Source organism: Bradyrhizobium sp. 1(2017), from assembly GCF_011602485.2.
Classification (GTDB): Bacteria; Pseudomonadota; Alphaproteobacteria; order Rhizobiales; family Xanthobacteraceae; genus Bradyrhizobium.
Map to the genome: position 1 here is coordinate 6,226,276 of NZ_CP050022.2, position 18,751 is coordinate 6,245,026.

Sequence of the window (18,751 nt, forward strand, 5' to 3'; positions counted from 1 at the left end):
GCGGTCAATTGCCTTGCGAGGCCGGTCGTTTAGCAAAGCGATCCGGGTCTGGCAAGCGATGGGACGAAGGTTTTTCCACAGTCCCCAAAAAGCGAAAAGCCGCTGGATTCCAGCGGCTTCGCCAAGGTTAATCCGGGGCTCGCCCCCGCAGAAATCCGCCCCCCGCTCAGAGCCGCCCTTCGCGATCGCGGTCCGGGCCGCCGTCGCGGTCGAAACGGTCGCGGTGGAAATGGTCCATGCCGCGTTCCATCATCCGGTCCATGCCGCGTTCCATGAAGTGGCGGTGGCGCGGGCCGTCCTCACCGCCGCCGAACGGGCCGCGATGGCGGGTCAGCACGGCAAGCCGCCGCTTCTGGCCCTCGTCCAGCGTCTTGTAGAGCGGATCGGCCGCATCGGCGATCTTCTTCAAGGCCGCGGAGCTGGCGCCCATGTCCTCGGCGCGCTGGCGCAGGCGGGCGATCGGATCCTCCGGCTTGTCGGCATCGCCCGGCCCGGCATTCATCCGCGCATTGGCGCGGTCAATGCGCAGCTTGGCGAAATCGCGCACGGCAGCCTCGACTGGCGGCCACAGCTTCTCCTGGTCGGCGTTGAGCTTCAGCCCGGCATGGACGGCGGCGATCCGGGCGTCGACGAAGGCGGCGCGGTCTTCCGGGTTGATGCGGATGTGGCGGACGTGCTCCATCCACGGGCGATGATATTGAGCATAGACCGCGCCCGAGCCGGCGATGCTGAGCACGGCGATGGCGGCGATGGTGAACTTCCTCATACGGACCTCCTCTGGAAGGAGGCCCGAGGATGAGCGCCGAACCGCTGACGCGCAACTTACAACTTGGAAAGACAAGCGGTTCTTACCGAGATGTAAGTACCGTGAATGCCTGTTCAGACGCACACTGAAACCATTTGCAACAAAAAGGGCCTCCCTGCCACCAGGAAGGCCCTTTGCTCACGCACTGCGACGTGAGCCAGATGATCGTGCTTGGCGTGCTCAGTTCGTGGTGCTCTTGGCTTCCTTCTGGAACTCGTCGATCAGCGACTGGCCGACGCGGCCTGCGGCGTCCTTGTAGACCGGCTCCATCGCCTTGCGCATCGCCTCGTCCTGCTCCGGCGTGAGCTTGATGATCTCGCTCTTGCCGCTCTTCTTGATTTCGGCGAGCGCGTCGTCATTCTCCTTCTGCGACTGCGCGTTGCTGTAGGCGGTCGCCTCCTTCATCGCCTTCGAAAGCTGGTCGCGGATATCGGCCGGCAGATCGTCCCAGAACTTCTTGTTCACGATCACGACGTAGCCGATGTAACCGTGATTGGTTTCGGTGATGTACTTCTGCACCTCGTGCATCTTCTGGGTATAGATGTTCGACCAGGTGTTCTCCTGTCCGTCGACCACGCCGGTCTGGAGTGCCTGGTAGACTTCCGAGAACGCCATGACCTGCGGCAGCGAGCTGAGCGCCTTGAACTGGGCCTGCAGAACGCGCGAGGACTGGATGCGGAATTTCACGCCCTGATAATCGGCCGGCGTCACCAGCTTCTTGTTGGCGCTCATCTGCTTGAAGCCGTTGTCCCAATAGGCAAGTCCGGTGATGCCCTTGGCGTCCAGCAGCTTGAGCAGCTTTGCGCCGAGGGGGCCTTCCGTCACCTTCCGCAGCGTCTTCAGGTCCGGAAGGATGTAGGGCAGATCGAACACCTCGAACTCGCGGATGCCGAGCGGACCGAATTTCGAGTTGGACGGCGCCAGCATCTGCACGCTGCCGAGCTGCAGCGCCTCGAGCTCTTCCTTGTCCTTGTAGAGCGTCGAGTTCGGATAGACCTCGACCTTGACCTTGCCGCCGGTGTACTTCTCGGCGAGCTCCTTGAACTTCTCCGCCCCCTTGCCCTTCGGCGTGTCCGTGGCGACGACGTGGCTGAACTTGATGATGATCGGCGATTGGGCCAGTGCCGGCCCGGTCAGGCCAAGTGCCAATACCGCGATGGACGCGGCGATCGCGAAGGTGCGCATAGTATCTCCCTGTCGTTATTCTCTTGGGCTGCCCAGAGCGGGCGCCTGTTCAATAGCCGGGAGCATCAATAGCGGCTCACGCGTTGAGCCGCTATTGGCCCTTAGCAGGGCAGCCATTCATGATGAATGATGTCGTTCCGGGGGCCGAACCTGGATTCCCGAGGTTCCGGGCTCTCGCTTCGCGAGCCCGGAATGACGAACTAAGATTTGTCAGCTGGCCGCCGCCGTCGTCACCGTGTCGCGCTGGCGCTTCATGACGATCTTGTTGAGCGCGCCGAGATAGGCCTTGGCCGAGGCCACCAGCGTATCCGGATCCGCTGCGCGCGCCGTCATCGAGCGGCCGTCATGCGACAGCCGCACCGAGACCTCGGCCTGCGCGTCGGTGCCTTCGGTCACCGCGTGCACCTGATACAGCTCGAGCTTGGCCTCGTGCGGCACCAGGCGCTTGATGCAGTTGAACACCGCGTCGACCGGGCCATTGCCCTCGGCCTCCTCGATCTTTATCTGGCCGTCGACGTCCAGCTTCATGGTCGCGCGCTGCGGGCCGTGCGTGCCCGCGATCACCGTCAGCGAGGTCAGCTTGATGCGGTCGTGCGAGGCCGCCATCTCCTCGTCGACCAGCGCCTCGATGTCCTCGTCGTAGATGTCCTTCTTGCGGTCGGCAAGCGCCTTCATCCGCGTGAAGGCGTCTTCCAGCTGGTTCGGGCCGAGCTTGTAGCCCATCTCCTCCAGCTTGTGCACGAAGGCATGGCGGCCGGAATGCTTGCCCAGCACCAGCGAGGACTGCTTCAGGCCGACCATCTCGGGCCGCATGATCTCGTAGGTGGAGGCGTCCTTCAGCACGCCGTCCTGGTGGATGCCGCTCTCATGCGCGAACGCGTTCCGGCCGACGATGGCCTTGTTGTACTGGACGGGAAACGAGGTCGCCGCCGACACCACCTTCGAGGCCCGGGTGAGCTGCGTGGTGTCGATCTTGTTCCAGTAGGGGAATTTGTCGTTGCGCACGTTGATCGCCATCACGATCTCTTCGAGCGCGGCGTTGCCGGCGCGCTCGCCGATGCCGTTGATGGTGCACTCCACCTGGCGCGCGCCGCCGACGATTCCGGCCAGCGAGTTCGCCACCGCCATGCCGAGGTCGTTGTGGCAGTGCACGGAGAACACGGCCTTGTCCGAATTCGGCACGCGCTCGATCAGCGTCTTCATGAAGTGGGTGTATTCCTCCGGCACCGTGTAGCCGACGGTGTCGGGGATGTTCACCGTGGTGGCGCCGGCCTTGATCACGGCCTCGACGATGCGGCACAGGAAGTCCATCTCGCTGCGGGTGCCGTCTTCCGCCGACCATTCGACATCGTCGATCTGGTTGCGGGCGCGTGCGACCATGGCGACCGAGGTCTCGATCACCTGCTCCGGGGTCTTGTTCAGCTTCACTCGCATGTGCAGCGGCGAGGTCGCGATCACGGTGTGGACGCGGCCGCGCTTGGCGAATTTCACCGCCTCGGCGCAGCGGTCGATGTCGGCCGGATGCGCGCGGGACAGGCCGGCAATGACGGCGTTCTTGGAGCGGCGCGCGATCTCGCTGACCGCCTGGAAGTCACCTTCGGAGGTGATCGGAAAGCCGGCTTCGATGACGTCGACGCCCATATCGTCCAGCAGCTCGGCGACCTCCAGCTTCTCCTCGAAGGTCATGGTGGCGCCGGGGCATTGCTCGCCGTCGCGCAACGTGGTGTCGAAAATGATGACGCGGTCCTTGTCGGACTTGTTCACGGTGGCCATTTCAAAATTTCCTTTTGAGCTTTTGCGCCGTTCAGGACTGTTAAGTCTCTTGGCGCCTGAGGTGTCCGGTGTTCTCGTACAACCCCTGAGTGCCCAGGCGCGTGGCGCCCAGCCGGCCCTCAGGGGCAGCTAAGAAGGAGCCCGCCAAGAAGGAGGGTGGGCAGCGCGGCCGGGATCGTGGCGGCGGCCAGAGCCACCTCCTCCGAAATCCCATCGATTTGGCCGCGAATCAGCATTGCCAGACCCTTTTGAGCCACAAATTCTCGGCCAAAACCGTTGACGGTTGGTTGCCGGAAGGCTCAGTGGGGTCGTTTCTAGACGAGAAACGGCCGCAACTGCAACGCCAAAAGATGGTCAGTATGGGTGACCTAGTAGATCCGTGTCGCCCATATGGAGCACAGCGGCCCCGCATTTCGCTTGGCTCCATCCAGGCAACTTCGCGAGCCACCCGCCGCCGGCTATCCCGTCCCGGTACGGCGGGCGCGCGCCCTGCTCTCCCAGCGGTTCAGCATCTGGCCGAGCTCGCCGTTGACCACGGGGACCGCGGTGCTTGGAAGCGCGATCTCGTTGGTGTTGGCCGGCGTGTTGGCGGAGAGCCAGTCCGGCTCGGTGTATTGACGCCAGCGACGTGCCTCCGCGCGCCTTTTGCGGGAGACGTAGTCTCGCGTGAAATAGCCAGCCGCAAATACGATCGCGAGCAGGATGACCAGGACGACACTTTGCACAATGAGCTCCGGCTTTATTCCCCGTAGGCGCCCCCACTTCAAACGCATTCGAAGGTGACGAAATTGCGACCCGCGATCGCGCAGCGGTTTCGATTCCACCTCTCGCAACCTGCATCGGACCGGACTAACCTCCGCCCGGCTTGGCCGGATCAACCGGCCGGCGAACATGATCGGGAGGACGCAATGACACGCCAAGAGGCTCGTGACGAAGAGCAGCGTGACCGGGATGCTGCGCTTTCACGACGAACACTTGTCCAGGGGCTTGCAATCAGTGCGGCCACCATAGCCGGAGCCGGCTCCGCGCTGGCCCAGACCGGACCGGCCGCACCGCCGACCACGATCACCACACCGCCGCGCGATTTCGGCCCGAACGGCGCGCCGACCACCTATTTCTGGGACCCCGATATCATCGCGGTCGATCCCTCCTTCAACGATCTCGCGCAGCCCAACACCGCGATCAAGCGTCTCTACACCGGCCTGTTGTGGGCCGAAGGTCCGGCGTGGAGTGCGCAGGGCCGCTATCTGCTGTGGAGCGACATCCCCAACAACCGGCAGATGCGCTGGACCGAGGACGACGGCCGTGTGAGCGTATTCCGCACGCCCTCCAACAATTCCAACGGCAACTCATTCGACTTCCAGGGCCGCCAGCTTTCCTGCGAACACCTGACACGGCGGGTGACACGCTACGAGCATGACGGCACCGCGACCGTGCTCGCCGACTCCTACCAGGGCAAGCGGCTGAACTCGCCGAACGACATCGCCGCGCATCCCGACGGCAGCTACTGGTTCACCGATCCGCCCTATGGCGGCCAGCTCTACGAAGGCGAGCCCGACGTCGCGGGCGGTCCGAGCAATGCGGCCGGCAAGCTCAATCCGCGGATCGGCCAGCCCGCCGGCTTCGTGCCGGGCAAGCGGGAGCTGCCGACCAATTGTTATCGCATCGATCCCACGGGCCGCATCGACCTCGTCGTCACCGAGGACCAGGTGCCCGATCCGAACGGCCTGTGCTTTTCCCCCGACTTCAAGAAGCTCTACGTCGCCTCGACCGGCAAGGGGCCGGGCGACACCGGCCCCGGCGGCAAGGGCGAGATCTTCGTGTTCGACGTCGGCAGCGACAACAAGCTCACCAACCCCAAGAAGTTCAGCGATTGCGTGATCGACGGCGTGAAGTGCGGACCGGACGGCCTGCGCTGCGACGTCAACGGCAATCTCTGGGCCTCCAGCAATGCCGGCCGCGCCGTCGGCTACAGCGGCGTCACAGTGTGGTCGCCGGAGGGCAAGCTGCTCGGCCGCATTCGACTCCCCGAGGTCTGCGGCAACGTCTGCTTCGGCGGCCCCAAGCGCAACCGCCTGTTCATGGCGGCGAGCCAGTCGCTCTACGCGGTCTACACGGCAACGCAGGGCGCCGGCCCGGGCTGAGCGGAGCAGACAAGATCACGTCACGGCGCCGGCGTGCCACGCCGGCGCCGGATTTTCTGGAAATGATCCATTCGGTGCAAATCGGATCGTCTGGGACCATGCGCGTTGTGATCTGCGGCGGCGGCGTGATCGGGGCCTGCATTGCCTGGTTCCTCCGCCGCCGCGGCATCGACGTCATCGTCGTCGAGAGGACCGAGGTGGCCGCGGCCGCGTCGGGCAAGGCTGGCGGCTTCCTTGCGCGCGACTGGTGCGCCGGCACGCCGCTCGACGCGCTGGCCCGGCGCAGCTTTGCGCTTCACGCGGAACTGGCCAGCGAGATCGCGGGCGATTGGGGCTACCGCCCCATGTCCGCCTATAGCGGCTTCGTTGCCCCCGATGGCGACGCACGCAGGAATCTTCTCCCCACACTTGCCTGGCTCGCCAAGGGCGTCGTCATCGCCCAGCGCATCGGCACGCGCGAGACGACTGCGATCGTTCATCCGCGCAAGTTCACCTCCGCCGTGATGGACGCGGTGCTCGCGCAAGGCGGACAGCTCCATCACGGCCGCGTCACGGCGATCGTGCGCGATGCGGACGGCGTGACGGCGAGGGGTGTCGAGGTCGACGGCAACGTCGTCGAGGCCGACGCCGTCGTCATCGCCATGGGGCCATGGTCGCTGCTCGCCGCGCAATGGATGAGCCTGCCCGCCGTCTACGGCCAGCGCAGCCCGAGCATCGTGTACGACACCGGCACGGACGTGCCGGCCGACGCGCTCTTCCTCGAGTACGAGGATGACGGCAGCGCCGTGTCGATCGAGGTCTTCCCCCGCGCGGACGGCAGCACGCATATCACGGCCCTCTCCGACATCGCGCCGCTTCCGCTCGATCCCGCATCCGTGACGCCAGACCAGGACGCGATCGCGCGCCTGCAAGCGATGAGCGAGCGACTGTCGCCGCTGTTTTCCTCTGCGAACATCATCGCGCGGCAAGCATGCTTCCGCCCGGTGACGCAGGATGGCCTGCCGCTGATCGGCAAGGTGCCGGAGAGCAACGGCCTCTATGTTGCGACCGGACACAATGTCTGGGGCATCCTCAACGCGCCCGCCACCGGCGAGGCGCTCGCGCAGCTGATCGCCGATGGCGCCGCGCAGATCGACCTCTCGCCATTCGATCCCGCCCGGCTCAGTCCGCTCGATCCGTCGCTGCTGCACGGGCGCTGAGCAGGACGGCGACATGCTCGCCACGTCCATGCATGGGTGCCGCCGGAATCTGCATGCCTGCGTTGCTTCCTATCGTGCCGCGATAGACTTTAGTCCGCCTCTCACAATCCTGAATGCAGTTTCACTTGCCGAGACCGGCCTCGCCGCTATAGTCGCCGCCCAATAGCTCACAAGAGGCTTGTTCAAAGGAGAGAAGCAATATGAAGATAAGACTCTCAGTTACGTTGCAAATTCCAGCTGCGTTGCAAGTTCGCTCGACGCCGCCGTGACCGGCGCGCCCGAGACGTCGTCAGGCTGACGTCAGTCTCCCGAGCTCCATCAAGCTAACCGCGAACTGAACTGAACGTCATCCGGGCCTTGCCCGGAGAGCTTTCTGCATGCCGCGAACGCAGCACTTTCTCTCCAACCGGCAGCTAGGCTGCCCGGCCACTCATCAATGCGAGCATTCCAGATCCTGATCGATGGCTTTGCCATCAGCGCGCTCTACGCCCTCGGTGCCACCGGTTTCACGCTGATCTTCGGCGTCTCCGGCGTGCTCAACCTCTCCCACGGTGCCATCATGGTGGCCGCAGCGGTGGCGGCCTGGGCCGCCGCCAGCGTGCTCAACGTCGGCACCTATGCCGGCGCGCTGATCGGGGTCGGCGTCGCCCTTCTCACCGCCTTCGCCACCTATTTCGCGGTGGTGAAGCCGATCCAGGATTCCCGGCGCATTCCCAATGAGGAGAAGGAGATCTTCGTCCTTACGGGAACGCTGCTCTGGGGCATCATGATCCAGGAACTGATCGCCTATTTCTTCACCAACAATGCCAAGACGGTGCTGCCGATCGTCGAGGGCGTGGTCGAGATCCTCGGCGTGCGCACGCCGCGCAACGAGATCTTCACGGCGATCGTCTGCTGTCTGGTCATCGCGCTGTTGTGGCTTTTGGTGAACCGCACCCGCACCGGCAAGGCGGTGCTGGCGGCGTCGATGAACCCGCGCGGCGTCACCCTGCTCGGGCTCGAGCTCACTAACATCTACGTCGTGGTCTGGGCGATCTATGGCATTCTAGCCGGCATTGCCGGTGTGCTGCTCGGCATGTTCCTGGGCGTCAGCTCCTACAGCGTCGGTCCGCTGACCGCGAGCGCGTTCTCGATCGTCGTGCTCGGCGGCCTCGGCAGCGTCTCCGGCTCACTGATCGCGGCCTTCGTGGTCGGTTATCTCGAGACGTTGACCGCCTATCTCGTCTCGCCGGCCTACCGCACCATCCCGGCCCTGCTGCTGCTCGTGGTCGTGATGTACGTCCGGCCCCAGGGCCTTCTGGGGAGGCGCTGAGATGTCCAATTTCTTCACCTCGCGCCTCTTCTTCGTCTCGCTCGCGCTCGTCCTCATTGCAGCGACGCTGCCGCTCTATGTCTCCGGCTATGTGCTCGGCCTGCTCACGGTCGCGTTCTATTTCGGCGTGTTCGCTATGGCCTGGGATCTGCTGTTCGGCTTCGCGGGCGAAGTCAATTTCGGGCCGACCTTCCTGATCGGCGTCGGCGCCTACACTGCCGGCATTCTCAATGCCCAGTTGGGCTGGTCGGTTTATCTCTGCATCGTGCTGGGCGCGCTCGCCTCCGTCGTCGCCGGCCTCGTGCTGGCGCTGCCGGCGCTGCGCGTGCGCGGGCCCTATTTCGGCCTGACCACGCTGGTCGCGGTGCTGATGCTGCAAAACTTCATCGTGGTGTTCGCCGATCTCACCGGCGGCGAGATCGGGCTCACGATTCCCGACGTCATCAGCATCGATGCCGGCACGAACTACTGGATCGCGCTCGGCTTCATGACGATCTCGGCGGCGATCCTCTACGGCCTCTCGCAATCGCCGATCGGTCTCGTGCTGCAGGCCAGCGGCCAGGATCCGGTGCAGGCCGGCGCGCTCGGCTTCAACATCGTCAAGCACAAGCTCGCCGCCTTCGTCGTCAGTGCGTTCTTCTCCGGACTCTCGGGTGCGCTGCTGGTGTTCTACTTCGGCACCGCCTCGGTCGGCACCGTCGTCGACGTTGCCGTCGGCGTAAACGTCATCGTCGCGGCCGTGCTCGGCGGGCGGCGCACGGTGCTGGGCGCAGCGTTAGGGGCGATCTTCCTGATCGTTGCCGGCGAGTTCCTGCGTCCCACCGGCGAGCTCGCGACCTTCATCGTCTCTGCGGTTGCCCTCCTCGTGGTGCTGTTCTTCCCCGGTGGCTTCCTCGGAGCGGCCCTCTCGCGTGAGGCGCGCTCGTGATGGATATGAGGCTATCAAACCGGGCCGTGCTCGAAGTCCGCGGCCTCACAAAGCGATTTGGCGGCCTGACGGCCGTGAAGAACCTTGGTTTCGACGTCAACGGTGGCGAGATTTTTGGCCTGATCGGGCCGAACGGCTCCGGCAAGTCGACCGCGATGAAGAGCGTGATGGGGATCGAGCGCCCGACCGCCGGCGAGGTGATCTTCGAGGGCGAGAACGTCGCCGGGCTTCCCGCGCACAAGATCGCGCGCAAGGGCTTTGGCATGGTGTTCCAGCATTCGCGTCCGCTGAACCGGCAGACCGTGCTGGAGAACATTCTGGTCGCTCTGCTGCCGGACAGCCTGTTCATGCTGTTCCCCGACAAGACGCTGGTCGAACGCGCCAAATGGATCGCCGAGCGCGTCGGGCTCGGCAATGTGATGAACCGCCGCCCCCCGACGCTGCCCTTCGCCGACCTCCGCCGGCTCGAGCTCGCCAAGGCGATCGCGCGTGATCCCAAAGTCGTGCTGGTGGACGAGCCCTTCGCCGGGTTGACGCGCGCCGAGGTCGACATCTTCTCGGACCTGATCCGCAGCTTCCGCGACGAGGGGCGCGCGGTGATGCTGGTCGACCACAACGTCAAGAGTGTCGCCGCTCTCGTGGACCGCGTGCTCGCGATGTATCTCGGAGAGGAGATCGTCACCGGCAAGGCCGACGAGGTCATGAGGAACGAAACGGTGCGCCGGGTGTATCTCGGCGGCGCCATCGAGACTCACGCACGGCCCGAGACCAGCTTCAAAGACAAGGCGCCGCTGCTCCAGGTCGAGAACGTCAGCGTGTTCTACGGCAAGGCCCAGGCGCTGGAGAACGTCTCGATCCACGTGCACGAGGGCGAGTTCGTCTCCGTGGTCGGCCTCAACGGCGCCGGCAAGACCACGCTGTTCAACACCATCTCCGGCTTCCCGCCTTATAGTGGCGAGATCGTGCGCGGCGGCGAGAAGCTGCGCGGCACCAGCCCGGCGAAGATCGCGCGCAGCGGCCTCGTGCAGTGCCCGGAATCGCGTGAGCTGTTCGGCGAGATGAGCGTACGGGAAAACCTCGATCTCGGTGGCCAGCATCTTGCCGACGACAAGCGCGCCGCGCAGCTCGCCTGGCTGTTCGAGCTATTCCCGATCCTCAAGGAACGCCAGGGCCAGATGGCGCAGACGCTGTCGGGCGGCGAGCAGCAGATGCTCGCCATCGGCCGCGCCCTGATGATGCAGCCGCAGATCCTGATCCTGGACGAGCCGACGCTAGGCCTTGCGCCGGTCATCCTCGAGCAACTCTCCAAGGCGCTGACGAAGCTGCGGCAGACCACGTCGATCACCGTGCTGCTCGGCGAGCAGAACGTCACCTTCGCGCTGCCCCATGCCGACCGCGTCTATGTGCTGGAGCATGCACGGATCGTCTGGGAGGGCGATCCCGGCCGCTTCGCGAGCGAAGCCGGCGCCGATTTTCTCTGAGTCCGTCAACATCAAAAAAAGCAATAGAAAGGGAAATGACCATGCGACCATCAGTTCTCGGCAACAGCTTCCTCGCCTCCGCACTGGCGCTGTGCCTTGCCGCGCCCGCCTACGCGCAATCGAGCGCTCCCATCAAGATCGGCGTCATCGCCGAGGTGCAGTCGATCGCCGGCGCGGCGACACCGGGCGGCGCGCAGATCGCCGCCGACGAGATCAACGCCAAGGGCGGCATTCTCGGCCGCAAGGTCGAGATCGTCACCTACGATAACAAGAGCTCGTCGGCAGATTCCGTGCGCGCCTTCCAGCGTGCGGTCAGCGAGGACAAGGTCTCGGCCGTGATCGCGAGCTACATCAGCGAGGTCGTGCTGGCGCTGGAGCCCTGGGCGGCGCGGCTGAAGATGCCTCTGATCACGCCGGGTGCCGCCTCCAACGAGATCACCAAGGCAATCCACAACGACTACGAGAAGAACAAGTACACCTTCCATGGCTATCTGACGTCCGCGGCGCAAGCACAGCTCGTCTGCGACGCAGCCAAGGATCTGCTCGTCGACAAGCTCAAGTTCAAGACCGTCGCGATCATGAGCGAGGACGCCGCCTGGACCAAGCCGCTCGATGTCGGCTACGAGGCATGCCTCCCGAAGGCCGGTCTCAAGGTGGTCGAGCACGTGCGCTTCTCCCCTGATACCACCGACTTCACGCCGATCTTCAACAACATCGAGAGCAAGAAGCCCGACGTGATCGTCACCGGAATTTCGCATGTCGGCGTGCAGCCGACGGTGCAGTGGAAGAACCAGCAGGTGCCGATCCCGATGTTCGGCATCAGCGCGCAGGCACTGAGCCCCAGCTTCTGGAAGGACACCAATGGCGCCGCCGACGGCGTGCCGTCGCTAGCGGTTGCGACACCTGATGTCGCCGTGACCTCCAAGACAAAGCCGTTCGCTGCCGCCTTCAAGGCCAAGTTCGGCACCCCCCCGGCCTATACCGGCTACACCGCCTATGACGAGGTCTATATCATCACGGACGCGATCAAGCGGGCCGGCTCGACCGATCCCGAAAAGATGGTCGCCGAGCTCGAGAAGACGGATTACGAGGGCACGATCGGCCAGATTCAGTTCTACGGCAAGAACGACGAGTTCACCCACGGGATCAAGTCCGGCCCGGGCACCGTTTCCGGCCTGATCTTCCAATGGCAGGACTCCAAGCAGGTCGTGGTCTGGCCCGAGAAGATCGCGGAAGGCAAGATGAAGTTTCCGAGCTTCGTGAAGCTGTCGCAGTAACCGGCTGGCGCCGGACGCTGCGGTCGTCTGCGTCCGGCGTTCCCACCACCTTGCCAAGGCCCGTCGCTTCACTGCGGCGGGCCTTCATCATGAGAAGGACGCCCCCCGCCCGCTAGCATCCTGGGACCCATCCTGCGATCCTGCCGTTACCCTCCCGCGGGAGGCTGGAGGAGCCAGATGGACGACCGACCGAAACAAGTTGACAGCCTGATGCAGGACGACGGCTTCGTCCGGGTGCGCGGGGCGCGCGAGCACAACCTCAAAAACGTCGATGTTCGCATTCCTCGCAACGCTCTTGTCGTGTTCACGGGCGTGTCAGGCTCGGGGAAATCCTCGCTCGCCTTCGGGACGATCTACGCCGAGGCGCAACGGCGCTATCTGGAGTCGGTGTCGCCCTATGCGCGGCGCCTGTTCCACCAGATGCAAATCCCTGAGGTCGACGACATCGAGGGCCTGCCGCCCGCCGTGGCGCTCCAGCAGCAACGCGGCGCACCGACGACGCGGTCCTCGGTCGGCAGCGTGACGACCATCTCGAACCTGCTCAGGATGCTCTATTCCCGCGCCGGCGATTATCCGCGGGGGCAAGCGATGCTCTATGCCGAGGCATTCTCCCCGAACACGCCGGAAGGAGCCTGCCCGACCTGCCATGGTATCGGCAGGATGCTCGACGTCACCGAGAAGTCCATGGTGCCCGACGACACCAAGACGATCCGCGAGCGCGCCGTTGCGGCCTGGCCGAGCGCCTGGCAAGGCCAGAACCTCCGCGACATCCTGACGACGCTCGGCTACGACGTCGACAAGCCCTGGCGCGAGCTTCCGAGGAAGGACCGCGACTGGATTCTGTTCACCGAGGAGCAGCCGACCGTTCCGGTCTATGCCGGTTACGACGCCACCGAGGTCAAACGCGCCCTGCGTCGCAAGGAGGAGCCGAGCTACCAGGGCACGTTCACCGGCGCCAAGCGCTACGTGATGCAGACCTACGCCAAGTCCGAGAGCGCGATGATGAAGCGCCGCGTCGCGCAGTACATGATCACGCGTGATTGTCCGACCTGCCATGGCACGCGGCTGAAACCCGAAGCGCTCAAGGTCAAGTTCGCCGGCCTCAACATCGCGGAGATGTCGCACCTGCCGCTCAAGGAGCTGCAGGAGCTGATCAGGCCATTCGCAAAGAGCTCGGCCGATAGGTCGGAGAAGGCCGTCGTCGCCCGGCGCATCTGCGAGGATCTGTCGGCCCGGCTCGTCGTTCTGCTCGACCTTGGCCTCGGCTACCTCGCTTGCGAGCGCAGCACGCCGACGCTGTCGCCGGGCGAGTTGCAACGGCTGCGCCTGGCGACGCAGGTCCGCTCAAACTTATTCGGAGTCGTCTACGTGCTCGACGAGCCGTCAGCTGGCCTGCATCCCGCCGACACCGAGGCACTGCTGCGGGCGCTCGATCGCCTGAAGCTCGCGGGCAATTCGATCTTCGTGGTCGAGCACGAAATCGAGGTGATCAGGCATGCCGACTGGCTGGTGGATGTCGGGCCTGAAGCCGGCGAACACGGCGGAAGCATCCTCTATAGCGGGCCGCCGGCAGGACTCGGTCAGGTCGAGGAATCGCGGACCGCCACCTATCTTGCACATCCGCGGCGGCCGCTGCCGACGACCCGTCGTGAGGCGAAGGGGCATCTCGAGGTCAGAGGCGTGACCCGCAACAACCTCCGCGGCCTCGACGTCGACATTCCGCTGGGCGTCATCGCCGGCGTGACCGGCGTGTCCGGCTCCGGCAAATCGAGCCTGATCAGCCAATTCCTCGTCGATGCCGTGGCCGGGCATCTCGGCCACACGCTTGCCGCCGATTCCGACGACGACAGCCTCGCTCCCGCGGTCGAAACATTGGGTGGCAAGATTGCTGCGGGTCTCGATCAGATCGATCGCCTCGTCGTGGTCGATCAGAAGCCGATCGGCCGCACGCCGCGGTCCAACCTTGCAACCTATACCGGCCTGTTCGACCACGTGCGGAAGCTGTTTGCCGCGACGCCGCAGGCCAGGTCGCGCCGCTACGACGCCGGACGTTTCTCGTTCAATGTCGCAAAGGGCCGCTGTGCGACCTGCGAGGGCGAGGGCTTCGTCTGCGTCGAGCTTCTGTTCCTGCCCAGCGTCTATGCGCCCTGCCCGACCTGCAAGGGTGCGCGCTATAACGACAAGACGCTCGAGGTGAAGATCCGCGGCAGATCCATTGCGGACGTGCTGGCGATGCGGGTCGACGAGGCCTTCGACTTCTTCCACGACGATACCGCGCTCAACCGATCGCTGTCGGTCGTCCGCGAGGTCGGCCTCGGCTATATCCGGCTCGGCCAGTCCGCGACCGAATTGTCCGGCGGCGAAGCCCAACGCATCAAGCTCGCGACCGAGCTCATGCGGCCGCAACGTGGCCACACGCTCTACGTCCTGGACGAGCCGACGACCGGGCTGCATCCAAGGGACGTCGAACGGCTGATCGCCCAGCTCGAACGGATCGTGGACGCCGGCAACAGCGTGGTCGTGGTCGAGCACGATATGGATGTGGTCTCGCACAGCGACTGGATCATCGATCTCGGGCCCGGTGCCGGCGACGAGGGCGGCCGCATTGTCACCGCCGGAACGCCGCATCAGGTCGCCCAAACCGGCGGGAAGACGGCTCAATATCTTGCGCACCGCCTGGAGCAGTAGCGGCGATCTCGCATCTGCGTCCGGTGCAGGAAGGGGCATCGCCTGAAAATTCACAGACGATGTCATGCCCGGGGCTTGTCCCGGGCATGACATTGTAGAGACTGCAGGATCCTTGCGTACTGCAGCACGGGCGGACCCGACTTTCGGGCATGTTGACTTTCCGCTGGCTCGCTCCCCATACTTCGCAAAAAAACAAGACCAATCAACAGACGGTTCAGAGGGAGGATAGGATGCCGACTTCACGCAGGCAGCTGCTGAAGACCTCGGCGGCTGCCGCCGCCGCACTCAGCCTCGATTGGACGCGCGCCCAGGCGCAAGCCGAGAATCTACGCATCGGCGTGATCTACGATCTGACTGGCCCGTTCGCCGCAGGCGGCTCGGTCGCCTCCTCGATCGGCGCGCAGATCGCCATCGACCTCGTCAACGAGAAGGGCGGAATCGGAGGCAAGACCAAGATCGTGCCTGTCGCCGCCGACTCCCAGAGCAAGCCGGACGTCGCGATCAACGAGGCCGAACGCCTGATCAACCAGGAAAAGGTCGATATCCTCAACGGCGTCTATGCGAGCTCTCACGCCGTACCGCTCGCGGCCAAGGTGGAGCAGCAGAAGAAGATCCTCTGGATCACCACCGCGGTCTCGACCGCCGTGTTCAAGGACAAGAACCTGCAATACGTCTTCCGCGCGCAGATTCATTCCGACCAGTACGGGCAGGCCTTCGCAAGCTTCCTCAATGAGCATGCGAAATCCAAGCTCGGCATGGACGCGAAGGAGGTCAAGGTCGCGTTGATCCACGAGGACGGCCCCTACGGGGTCGGCGTTGCCTCCGCCGACGAGGCCTATGCCAAGGAGGCCGGCATCCCGGTGGTGCTGCGCGAAGGCTATTCGGCCTCGGCGCCCGATCTCTCGGTGCTGGTCACGAAGATCAAGCGCGCCAAGGCCGACGTGATCTCGCATGCCGGCTACAATCCCGACATCACCCTGTTCCTGCGCCAGGCGCGCGAGAGCGGGCTGCGCTTCAAGATGCTGTTCGGCGCGGGCGCCGGCTACAGCCAGCTCGACAAGCTGCGCGCCACCTTCGGTGCCGATATCGACAATTTCTGCAACATCGATCCGGTGCCGGCCCAGCTGCTCGATCCCGCCAAGCTCGCGCCGGGCATGGGCGACCTGATCAACGCGATGGTCACGCGCTACAAGGCCAAGACCGGTGCCACCGACGTGCCGCCGCATTGCTCGATGGGCTTCAACCAGACCTGGGTGCTGCTCAACAATGTGCTGCCGGTCGCCAAGGAGAAGTACGGCAGCTTCGAGCCCGAGGCCATCCGCAAGGCGGCGCTCGACGTCGACATCCCCGCCGGCGGCACCGTCCAGGGCTATGGCGTGAAGTTCTTCCCGCCGGGCACGCCCCTCTCCGGCCAGAACGAACGCTCGACGCCGGTCGTGATGCAGAACGCCGGCGAGCACATCTCGGTGGTGTGGCCGACGAACATCCGTACGCGGGATCCGGTCTTCCCGCTGCCGAAGGGATCGACCTACGGGGCGTAGGAGGGCGGCGCGCGGCGACGATGTCCCCTCTCCCCTTGTGGGAGAGGGTGACTCGCCGCGAAGCGGCGAGACGGGTGAGGGGTATCTCTCCGCAGCGTGCACGTGGTGATATTTACAACACCACCCGTCTGCCCTCCTCCGCCGCCCAATAGCCGGCGTAGTTCACCTTGATCGTCTCATACGCCAGCGCAAGATCCGACAGCGGCTGTCGTCCGGTCGCGACACATTCCATGAAGTCCTGGATCTCCTGCAGATACCCGCGCGTCCATTCCTCTTCGAGGCAGACATATTGCCAGCCGGTCTTGCGATCGACCTTTTCGGTGATGTAGACGCTCGCGAGCTTTTCCTCGCTGGTCTGGTAGCTCATCAGATGCGTGTTCGGGGTGATGTTGGCGAACAGTGAGCCGCCGCTCGTATAGGTCTCGATCAGATTGCGCACGCCGCCCATGATCATGTCGCCGGAGAACACGGTCGCCTTGGTGCCGTCGGAGAAGGTGGCGGTGAGCGTGCCCCAGTCCTCGACATCGATCGGGTTGGCCTTGATGTAAGTGCGCTCCTCGGGCTTCAGCCCGGCGGTGACGTTGCCGACATCGCAGGTGACGCTGGCGACGCCAATGATCTCGCCGCGCGCCTTGGCCTCGACCTGTTTCAGATACAGCACGGCCGAGAGCGGATGACAGCCCATGCGGATCAGCGAGCCGCCACCGGTCATGGCCCATTGCGCGGCATGGGCCGCGTGCGAGCCGGAATGGCTCTCCTCGCCCTTCATGAACAGGACCTTGTCTTTGGTCGCCTTGAGGATCTCGGCGGTCTTGGTCACCGCGGGTGCGTAGATCCAGTCCTCGGCATACATGAAGAGTTTTCCGGTGCGCTCGATCGCGGCCCGCGTCGCGTCCATCTCCTCGAGCACGCGCTCATACATCAGCGCCTTCGGCACATGCTTGCCGATCGGCTGCTGGTCGTCCTCGCGGCCAAAATAGCCTGCAAAAGGCTTCTCGCAGATGACATGCTTGCCGGCGCGCATGGCGCCGACGATCATCTCGGCATGGAGGTTGGGTGGAGTGCAGATGTCCACCACATCTATCTCGCGGTCCGCGATCAGGTCGGCAAAGCTGCGATAGACGCGCGGGATACCATGGCGGGCAGCGAAGTCGACGACATGGTCGCCGCGCGCGGCCACCGCCGCGACCTCGACGTCCACGCCATAAACCCGCCGGAACGCATACATATGCAGCTCCGACACGAAGCCGCAGCCGACGAGTCCCACCCTGATCCCAGCCATAGCGCCCCTCACCCTTGGTTTGGGCGGCACTATAGCGCGCCGGCGGTCCTAATCCACGGGGGCACTGCCGGGCGTTGCCCGGCAGTGCCATCACACTTTGCTACGGCCTGTGGAACACCAGCGTGCGCACCTCGATGCTTTCGCGCGGCGCGGCATCGGCCGGCGTGGTCGGATCGACGAACGCCGTGTGCGGCCCGAAGCGGGTGCGGCCGTCGGTTGCGGAATCATAGCATTTGAGCAGCAGCGCCTCGTCGGGCGTCATCTCGGGGAAATAGAACCAGCGGTGATTCGGATTGTATTTCACCGAGTAGGTCTCTCCGCGCCGGTTGGGATAGATCAGGTCGGAGGCGACGAGATCGTCCGGCGCAACCGTCGTGCCGTCCGCCATCGCCAGCGGCGAATCGCGCAAGGGACCGCGGATCGGCCGCCACAAATTGATCACCTGCACCCGGCCTTTGAGCAGCTCTTCGGCTTCCTCAGGCAGATGCTCGCGCACGCGATTGGCCCCGGAGATTGCGGTCTGGTCGACATGGACGCGCGTCGCCGGCTGACGCGGGCCGCCATCGCGGATGTCAGGTGCACCTTCGACGCGCCTGCGCACGGTGTGGTCGAAGATGACGACGCGGTCGGCCTGCAACGTCGCCCGCAGGAACGCCTCGACCGCGGGATAGTAGACCGCCCTCACCTCCGCGTCGTTGTAGAAGTCTTTCACCTGCGTCGGATGACGCACCAGCGCAAAGCCTTCCCGGTCGAGCGAGAAGTTCTGCGCGATCAGCCGCGCATCAAAGATCGGAACATGATGCGGCTCCGGCAGCGACGTGCTCTTCGGCTCGCCCGGCGGAGGATCGAAGGCATAGGTGCGCGGCTTGGCTGATGTCGGTGCGAGATAGTTGAGTTCGGCGGTAACGTAGGGAAGCGACTCGATTTTTGTTTCTTGCAGGCCCATGGCCGGTCTCCCGATGTGGTCGTCGGATGGATTTTTGAGGGGATGCGGCACACCGCAAGGGAGGCGCTGCAAATAGCAATGAGCGTGTTGTCAGCCGCATGGAACGAAGAAGGAAAGCGTCGACGAACAAGCGCTATGGAAACACTGTTCTCGTCTCACGGATGCTTGAGGATGTCGTGAGGTCTCGTGC

The 18,751-nt window shown here is 64.6% G+C and carries 14 protein-coding genes; 8 read left to right on the top strand and 6 right to left on the bottom strand.

Translation table 11 applies throughout. The features are described from left to right. Nucleotides 1–166 precede the first annotated feature (166 nt). The 4 genes from HAP40_RS29600 to HAP40_RS29615 form a co-directional block, all read right to left on the bottom strand. Nucleotides 167–766, bottom strand: a complete 600-nt coding sequence (locus HAP40_RS29600; RefSeq protein WP_166814465.1) for a Spy/CpxP family protein refolding chaperone — start codon at nt 764–766, stop codon at nt 167–169. 219 nt (nt 767–985) lie between these two features. Further along, the gene (locus HAP40_RS29605; RefSeq protein WP_166814464.1) at nt 986–1,990 is read right to left on the bottom strand and encodes a TRAP transporter substrate-binding protein; all 1,005 of its coding nucleotides are present in this window, start codon (nt 1,988–1,990) and stop codon (nt 986–988) included. Between the two features lie 210 nt (nt 1,991–2,200). After that, nucleotides 2,201–3,763, bottom strand: a complete 1,563-nt coding sequence (locus HAP40_RS29610) for a 2-isopropylmalate synthase (protein WP_060735266.1) — start codon at nt 3,761–3,763, stop codon at nt 2,201–2,203. A gap of 458 nt (nt 3,764–4,221) precedes the next feature. Next, on the bottom strand, nt 4,222–4,491 hold the full coding sequence (locus HAP40_RS29615; protein WP_166819288.1) for a hypothetical protein: 270 nt from the start codon (nt 4,489–4,491) through the stop codon (nt 4,222–4,224). Nucleotides 4,492–4,671: 180 nt separating this feature from the next. Here HAP40_RS29615 and HAP40_RS29620 point away from each other — a divergent pair, with 180 nt between their 5' ends. From HAP40_RS29620 to HAP40_RS29655, 8 genes are all read left to right on the top strand, one after another. Beyond that, nucleotides 4,672–5,907 carry an SMP-30/gluconolactonase/LRE family protein gene (locus HAP40_RS29620; RefSeq protein ID WP_166814463.1) on the top strand — a complete coding sequence of 412 codons (1,236 nt, stop codon included), beginning with the start codon at nt 4,672–4,674 and terminating at the stop codon, nt 5,905–5,907. Between the two features lie 98 nt (nt 5,908–6,005). After that, nucleotides 6,006–7,106, top strand: coding sequence for an NAD(P)/FAD-dependent oxidoreductase (locus HAP40_RS29625; protein WP_166814462.1), 1,101 nt, complete (start codon nt 6,006–6,008; stop codon nt 7,104–7,106). Nucleotides 7,107–7,542: 436 nt separating this feature from the next. Next, a complete protein-coding gene (locus tag HAP40_RS29630) occupies nt 7,543–8,418 on the top strand; it encodes a branched-chain amino acid ABC transporter permease (RefSeq protein WP_166814461.1) in 876 nt (291 codons plus the stop codon). Between the two features lies 1 nt (nt 8,419). Next, nucleotides 8,420–9,346 carry a branched-chain amino acid ABC transporter permease gene (locus tag HAP40_RS29635; RefSeq protein ID WP_166814460.1) on the top strand — a complete coding sequence of 309 codons (927 nt, stop codon included), beginning with the start codon at nt 8,420–8,422 and terminating at the stop codon, nt 9,344–9,346. Then, nucleotides 9,346–10,827: an ATP-binding cassette domain-containing protein gene (locus HAP40_RS29640; RefSeq protein WP_166814459.1), complete on the top strand. Its 1,482-nt coding sequence runs from the start codon at nt 9,346–9,348 to the stop codon at nt 10,825–10,827. Before HAP40_RS29635 ends, HAP40_RS29640 begins: the two co-directional genes overlap by 1 nt. Nucleotides 10,828–10,868: 41 nt before the next feature. Then, the gene (locus HAP40_RS29645) at nt 10,869–12,104 is read left to right on the top strand and encodes an ABC transporter substrate-binding protein (RefSeq protein ID WP_166814458.1); all 1,236 of its coding nucleotides are present in this window, start codon (nt 10,869–10,871) and stop codon (nt 12,102–12,104) included. Between the two features lie 177 nt (nt 12,105–12,281). Continuing rightward, nucleotides 12,282–14,792: an excinuclease ABC subunit UvrA gene (gene uvrA, locus HAP40_RS29650; RefSeq protein ID WP_166814457.1), complete on the top strand. Its 2,511-nt coding sequence runs from the start codon at nt 12,282–12,284 to the stop codon at nt 14,790–14,792. A 230-nt stretch (nt 14,793–15,022) separates the two neighbouring features. Next, on the top strand, nt 15,023–16,333 hold the full coding sequence (locus HAP40_RS29655; RefSeq protein ID WP_166814456.1) for an ABC transporter substrate-binding protein: 1,311 nt from the start codon (nt 15,023–15,025) through the stop codon (nt 16,331–16,333). Between the two features lie 112 nt (nt 16,334–16,445). Here HAP40_RS29655 and HAP40_RS29660 read toward each other — a convergent pair whose 3' ends face one another. Both HAP40_RS29660 and HAP40_RS29665 read right to left on the bottom strand, forming a co-directional pair. After that, complete coding sequence (locus HAP40_RS29660; protein WP_166814455.1) at nt 16,446–17,615, bottom strand: Gfo/Idh/MocA family protein; 1,170 nt, start codon at nt 17,613–17,615, stop codon at nt 16,446–16,448. Between the two features lie 100 nt (nt 17,616–17,715). Next, a complete protein-coding gene (locus HAP40_RS29665; protein WP_166814454.1) occupies nt 17,716–18,561 on the bottom strand; it encodes a CmcJ/NvfI family oxidoreductase in 846 nt (281 codons plus the stop codon). Between the last annotated feature and the right edge of the window lie 190 nt (nt 18,562–18,751).

What these genes read in the sequence shown, in the direction of transcription:
- HAP40_RS29600 (WP_166814465.1), bottom strand. Translation starts at nt 766, where the DNA reads ATGAGGAAGTTCACCATCGCCGCCATCGCCGTGCTCAGCATCGCCGGC.
- HAP40_RS29605 (WP_166814464.1), bottom strand. Translation starts at nt 1,990, where the DNA reads ATGCGCACCTTCGCGATCGCCGCGTCCATCGCGGTATTGGCACTTGGC.
- HAP40_RS29610 (WP_060735266.1), bottom strand. Translation starts at nt 3,763, where the DNA reads ATGGCCACCGTGAACAAGTCCGACAAGGACCGCGTCATCATTTTCGAC.
- HAP40_RS29620 (WP_166814463.1), top strand. Translation starts at nt 4,672, where the DNA reads ATGACACGCCAAGAGGCTCGTGACGAAGAGCAGCGTGACCGGGATGCT.
- HAP40_RS29625 (WP_166814462.1), top strand. Translation starts at nt 6,006, where the DNA reads ATGCGCGTTGTGATCTGCGGCGGCGGCGTGATCGGGGCCTGCATTGCC.
- HAP40_RS29630 (WP_166814461.1), top strand. Translation starts at nt 7,543, where the DNA reads ATGCGAGCATTCCAGATCCTGATCGATGGCTTTGCCATCAGCGCGCTC.
- HAP40_RS29635 (WP_166814460.1), top strand. Translation starts at nt 8,420, where the DNA reads ATGTCCAATTTCTTCACCTCGCGCCTCTTCTTCGTCTCGCTCGCGCTC.
- HAP40_RS29640 (WP_166814459.1), top strand. Translation starts at nt 9,346, where the DNA reads ATGGATATGAGGCTATCAAACCGGGCCGTGCTCGAAGTCCGCGGCCTC.
- HAP40_RS29645 (WP_166814458.1), top strand. Translation starts at nt 10,869, where the DNA reads ATGCGACCATCAGTTCTCGGCAACAGCTTCCTCGCCTCCGCACTGGCG.
- uvrA (WP_166814457.1), top strand. Translation starts at nt 12,282, where the DNA reads ATGGACGACCGACCGAAACAAGTTGACAGCCTGATGCAGGACGACGGC.
- HAP40_RS29655 (WP_166814456.1), top strand. Translation starts at nt 15,023, where the DNA reads ATGCCGACTTCACGCAGGCAGCTGCTGAAGACCTCGGCGGCTGCCGCC.
- HAP40_RS29660 (WP_166814455.1), bottom strand. Translation starts at nt 17,615, where the DNA reads ATGGCTGGGATCAGGGTGGGACTCGTCGGCTGCGGCTTCGTGTCGGAG.
- HAP40_RS29665 (WP_166814454.1), bottom strand. Translation starts at nt 18,561, where the DNA reads ATGGGCCTGCAAGAAACAAAAATCGAGTCGCTTCCCTACGTTACCGCC.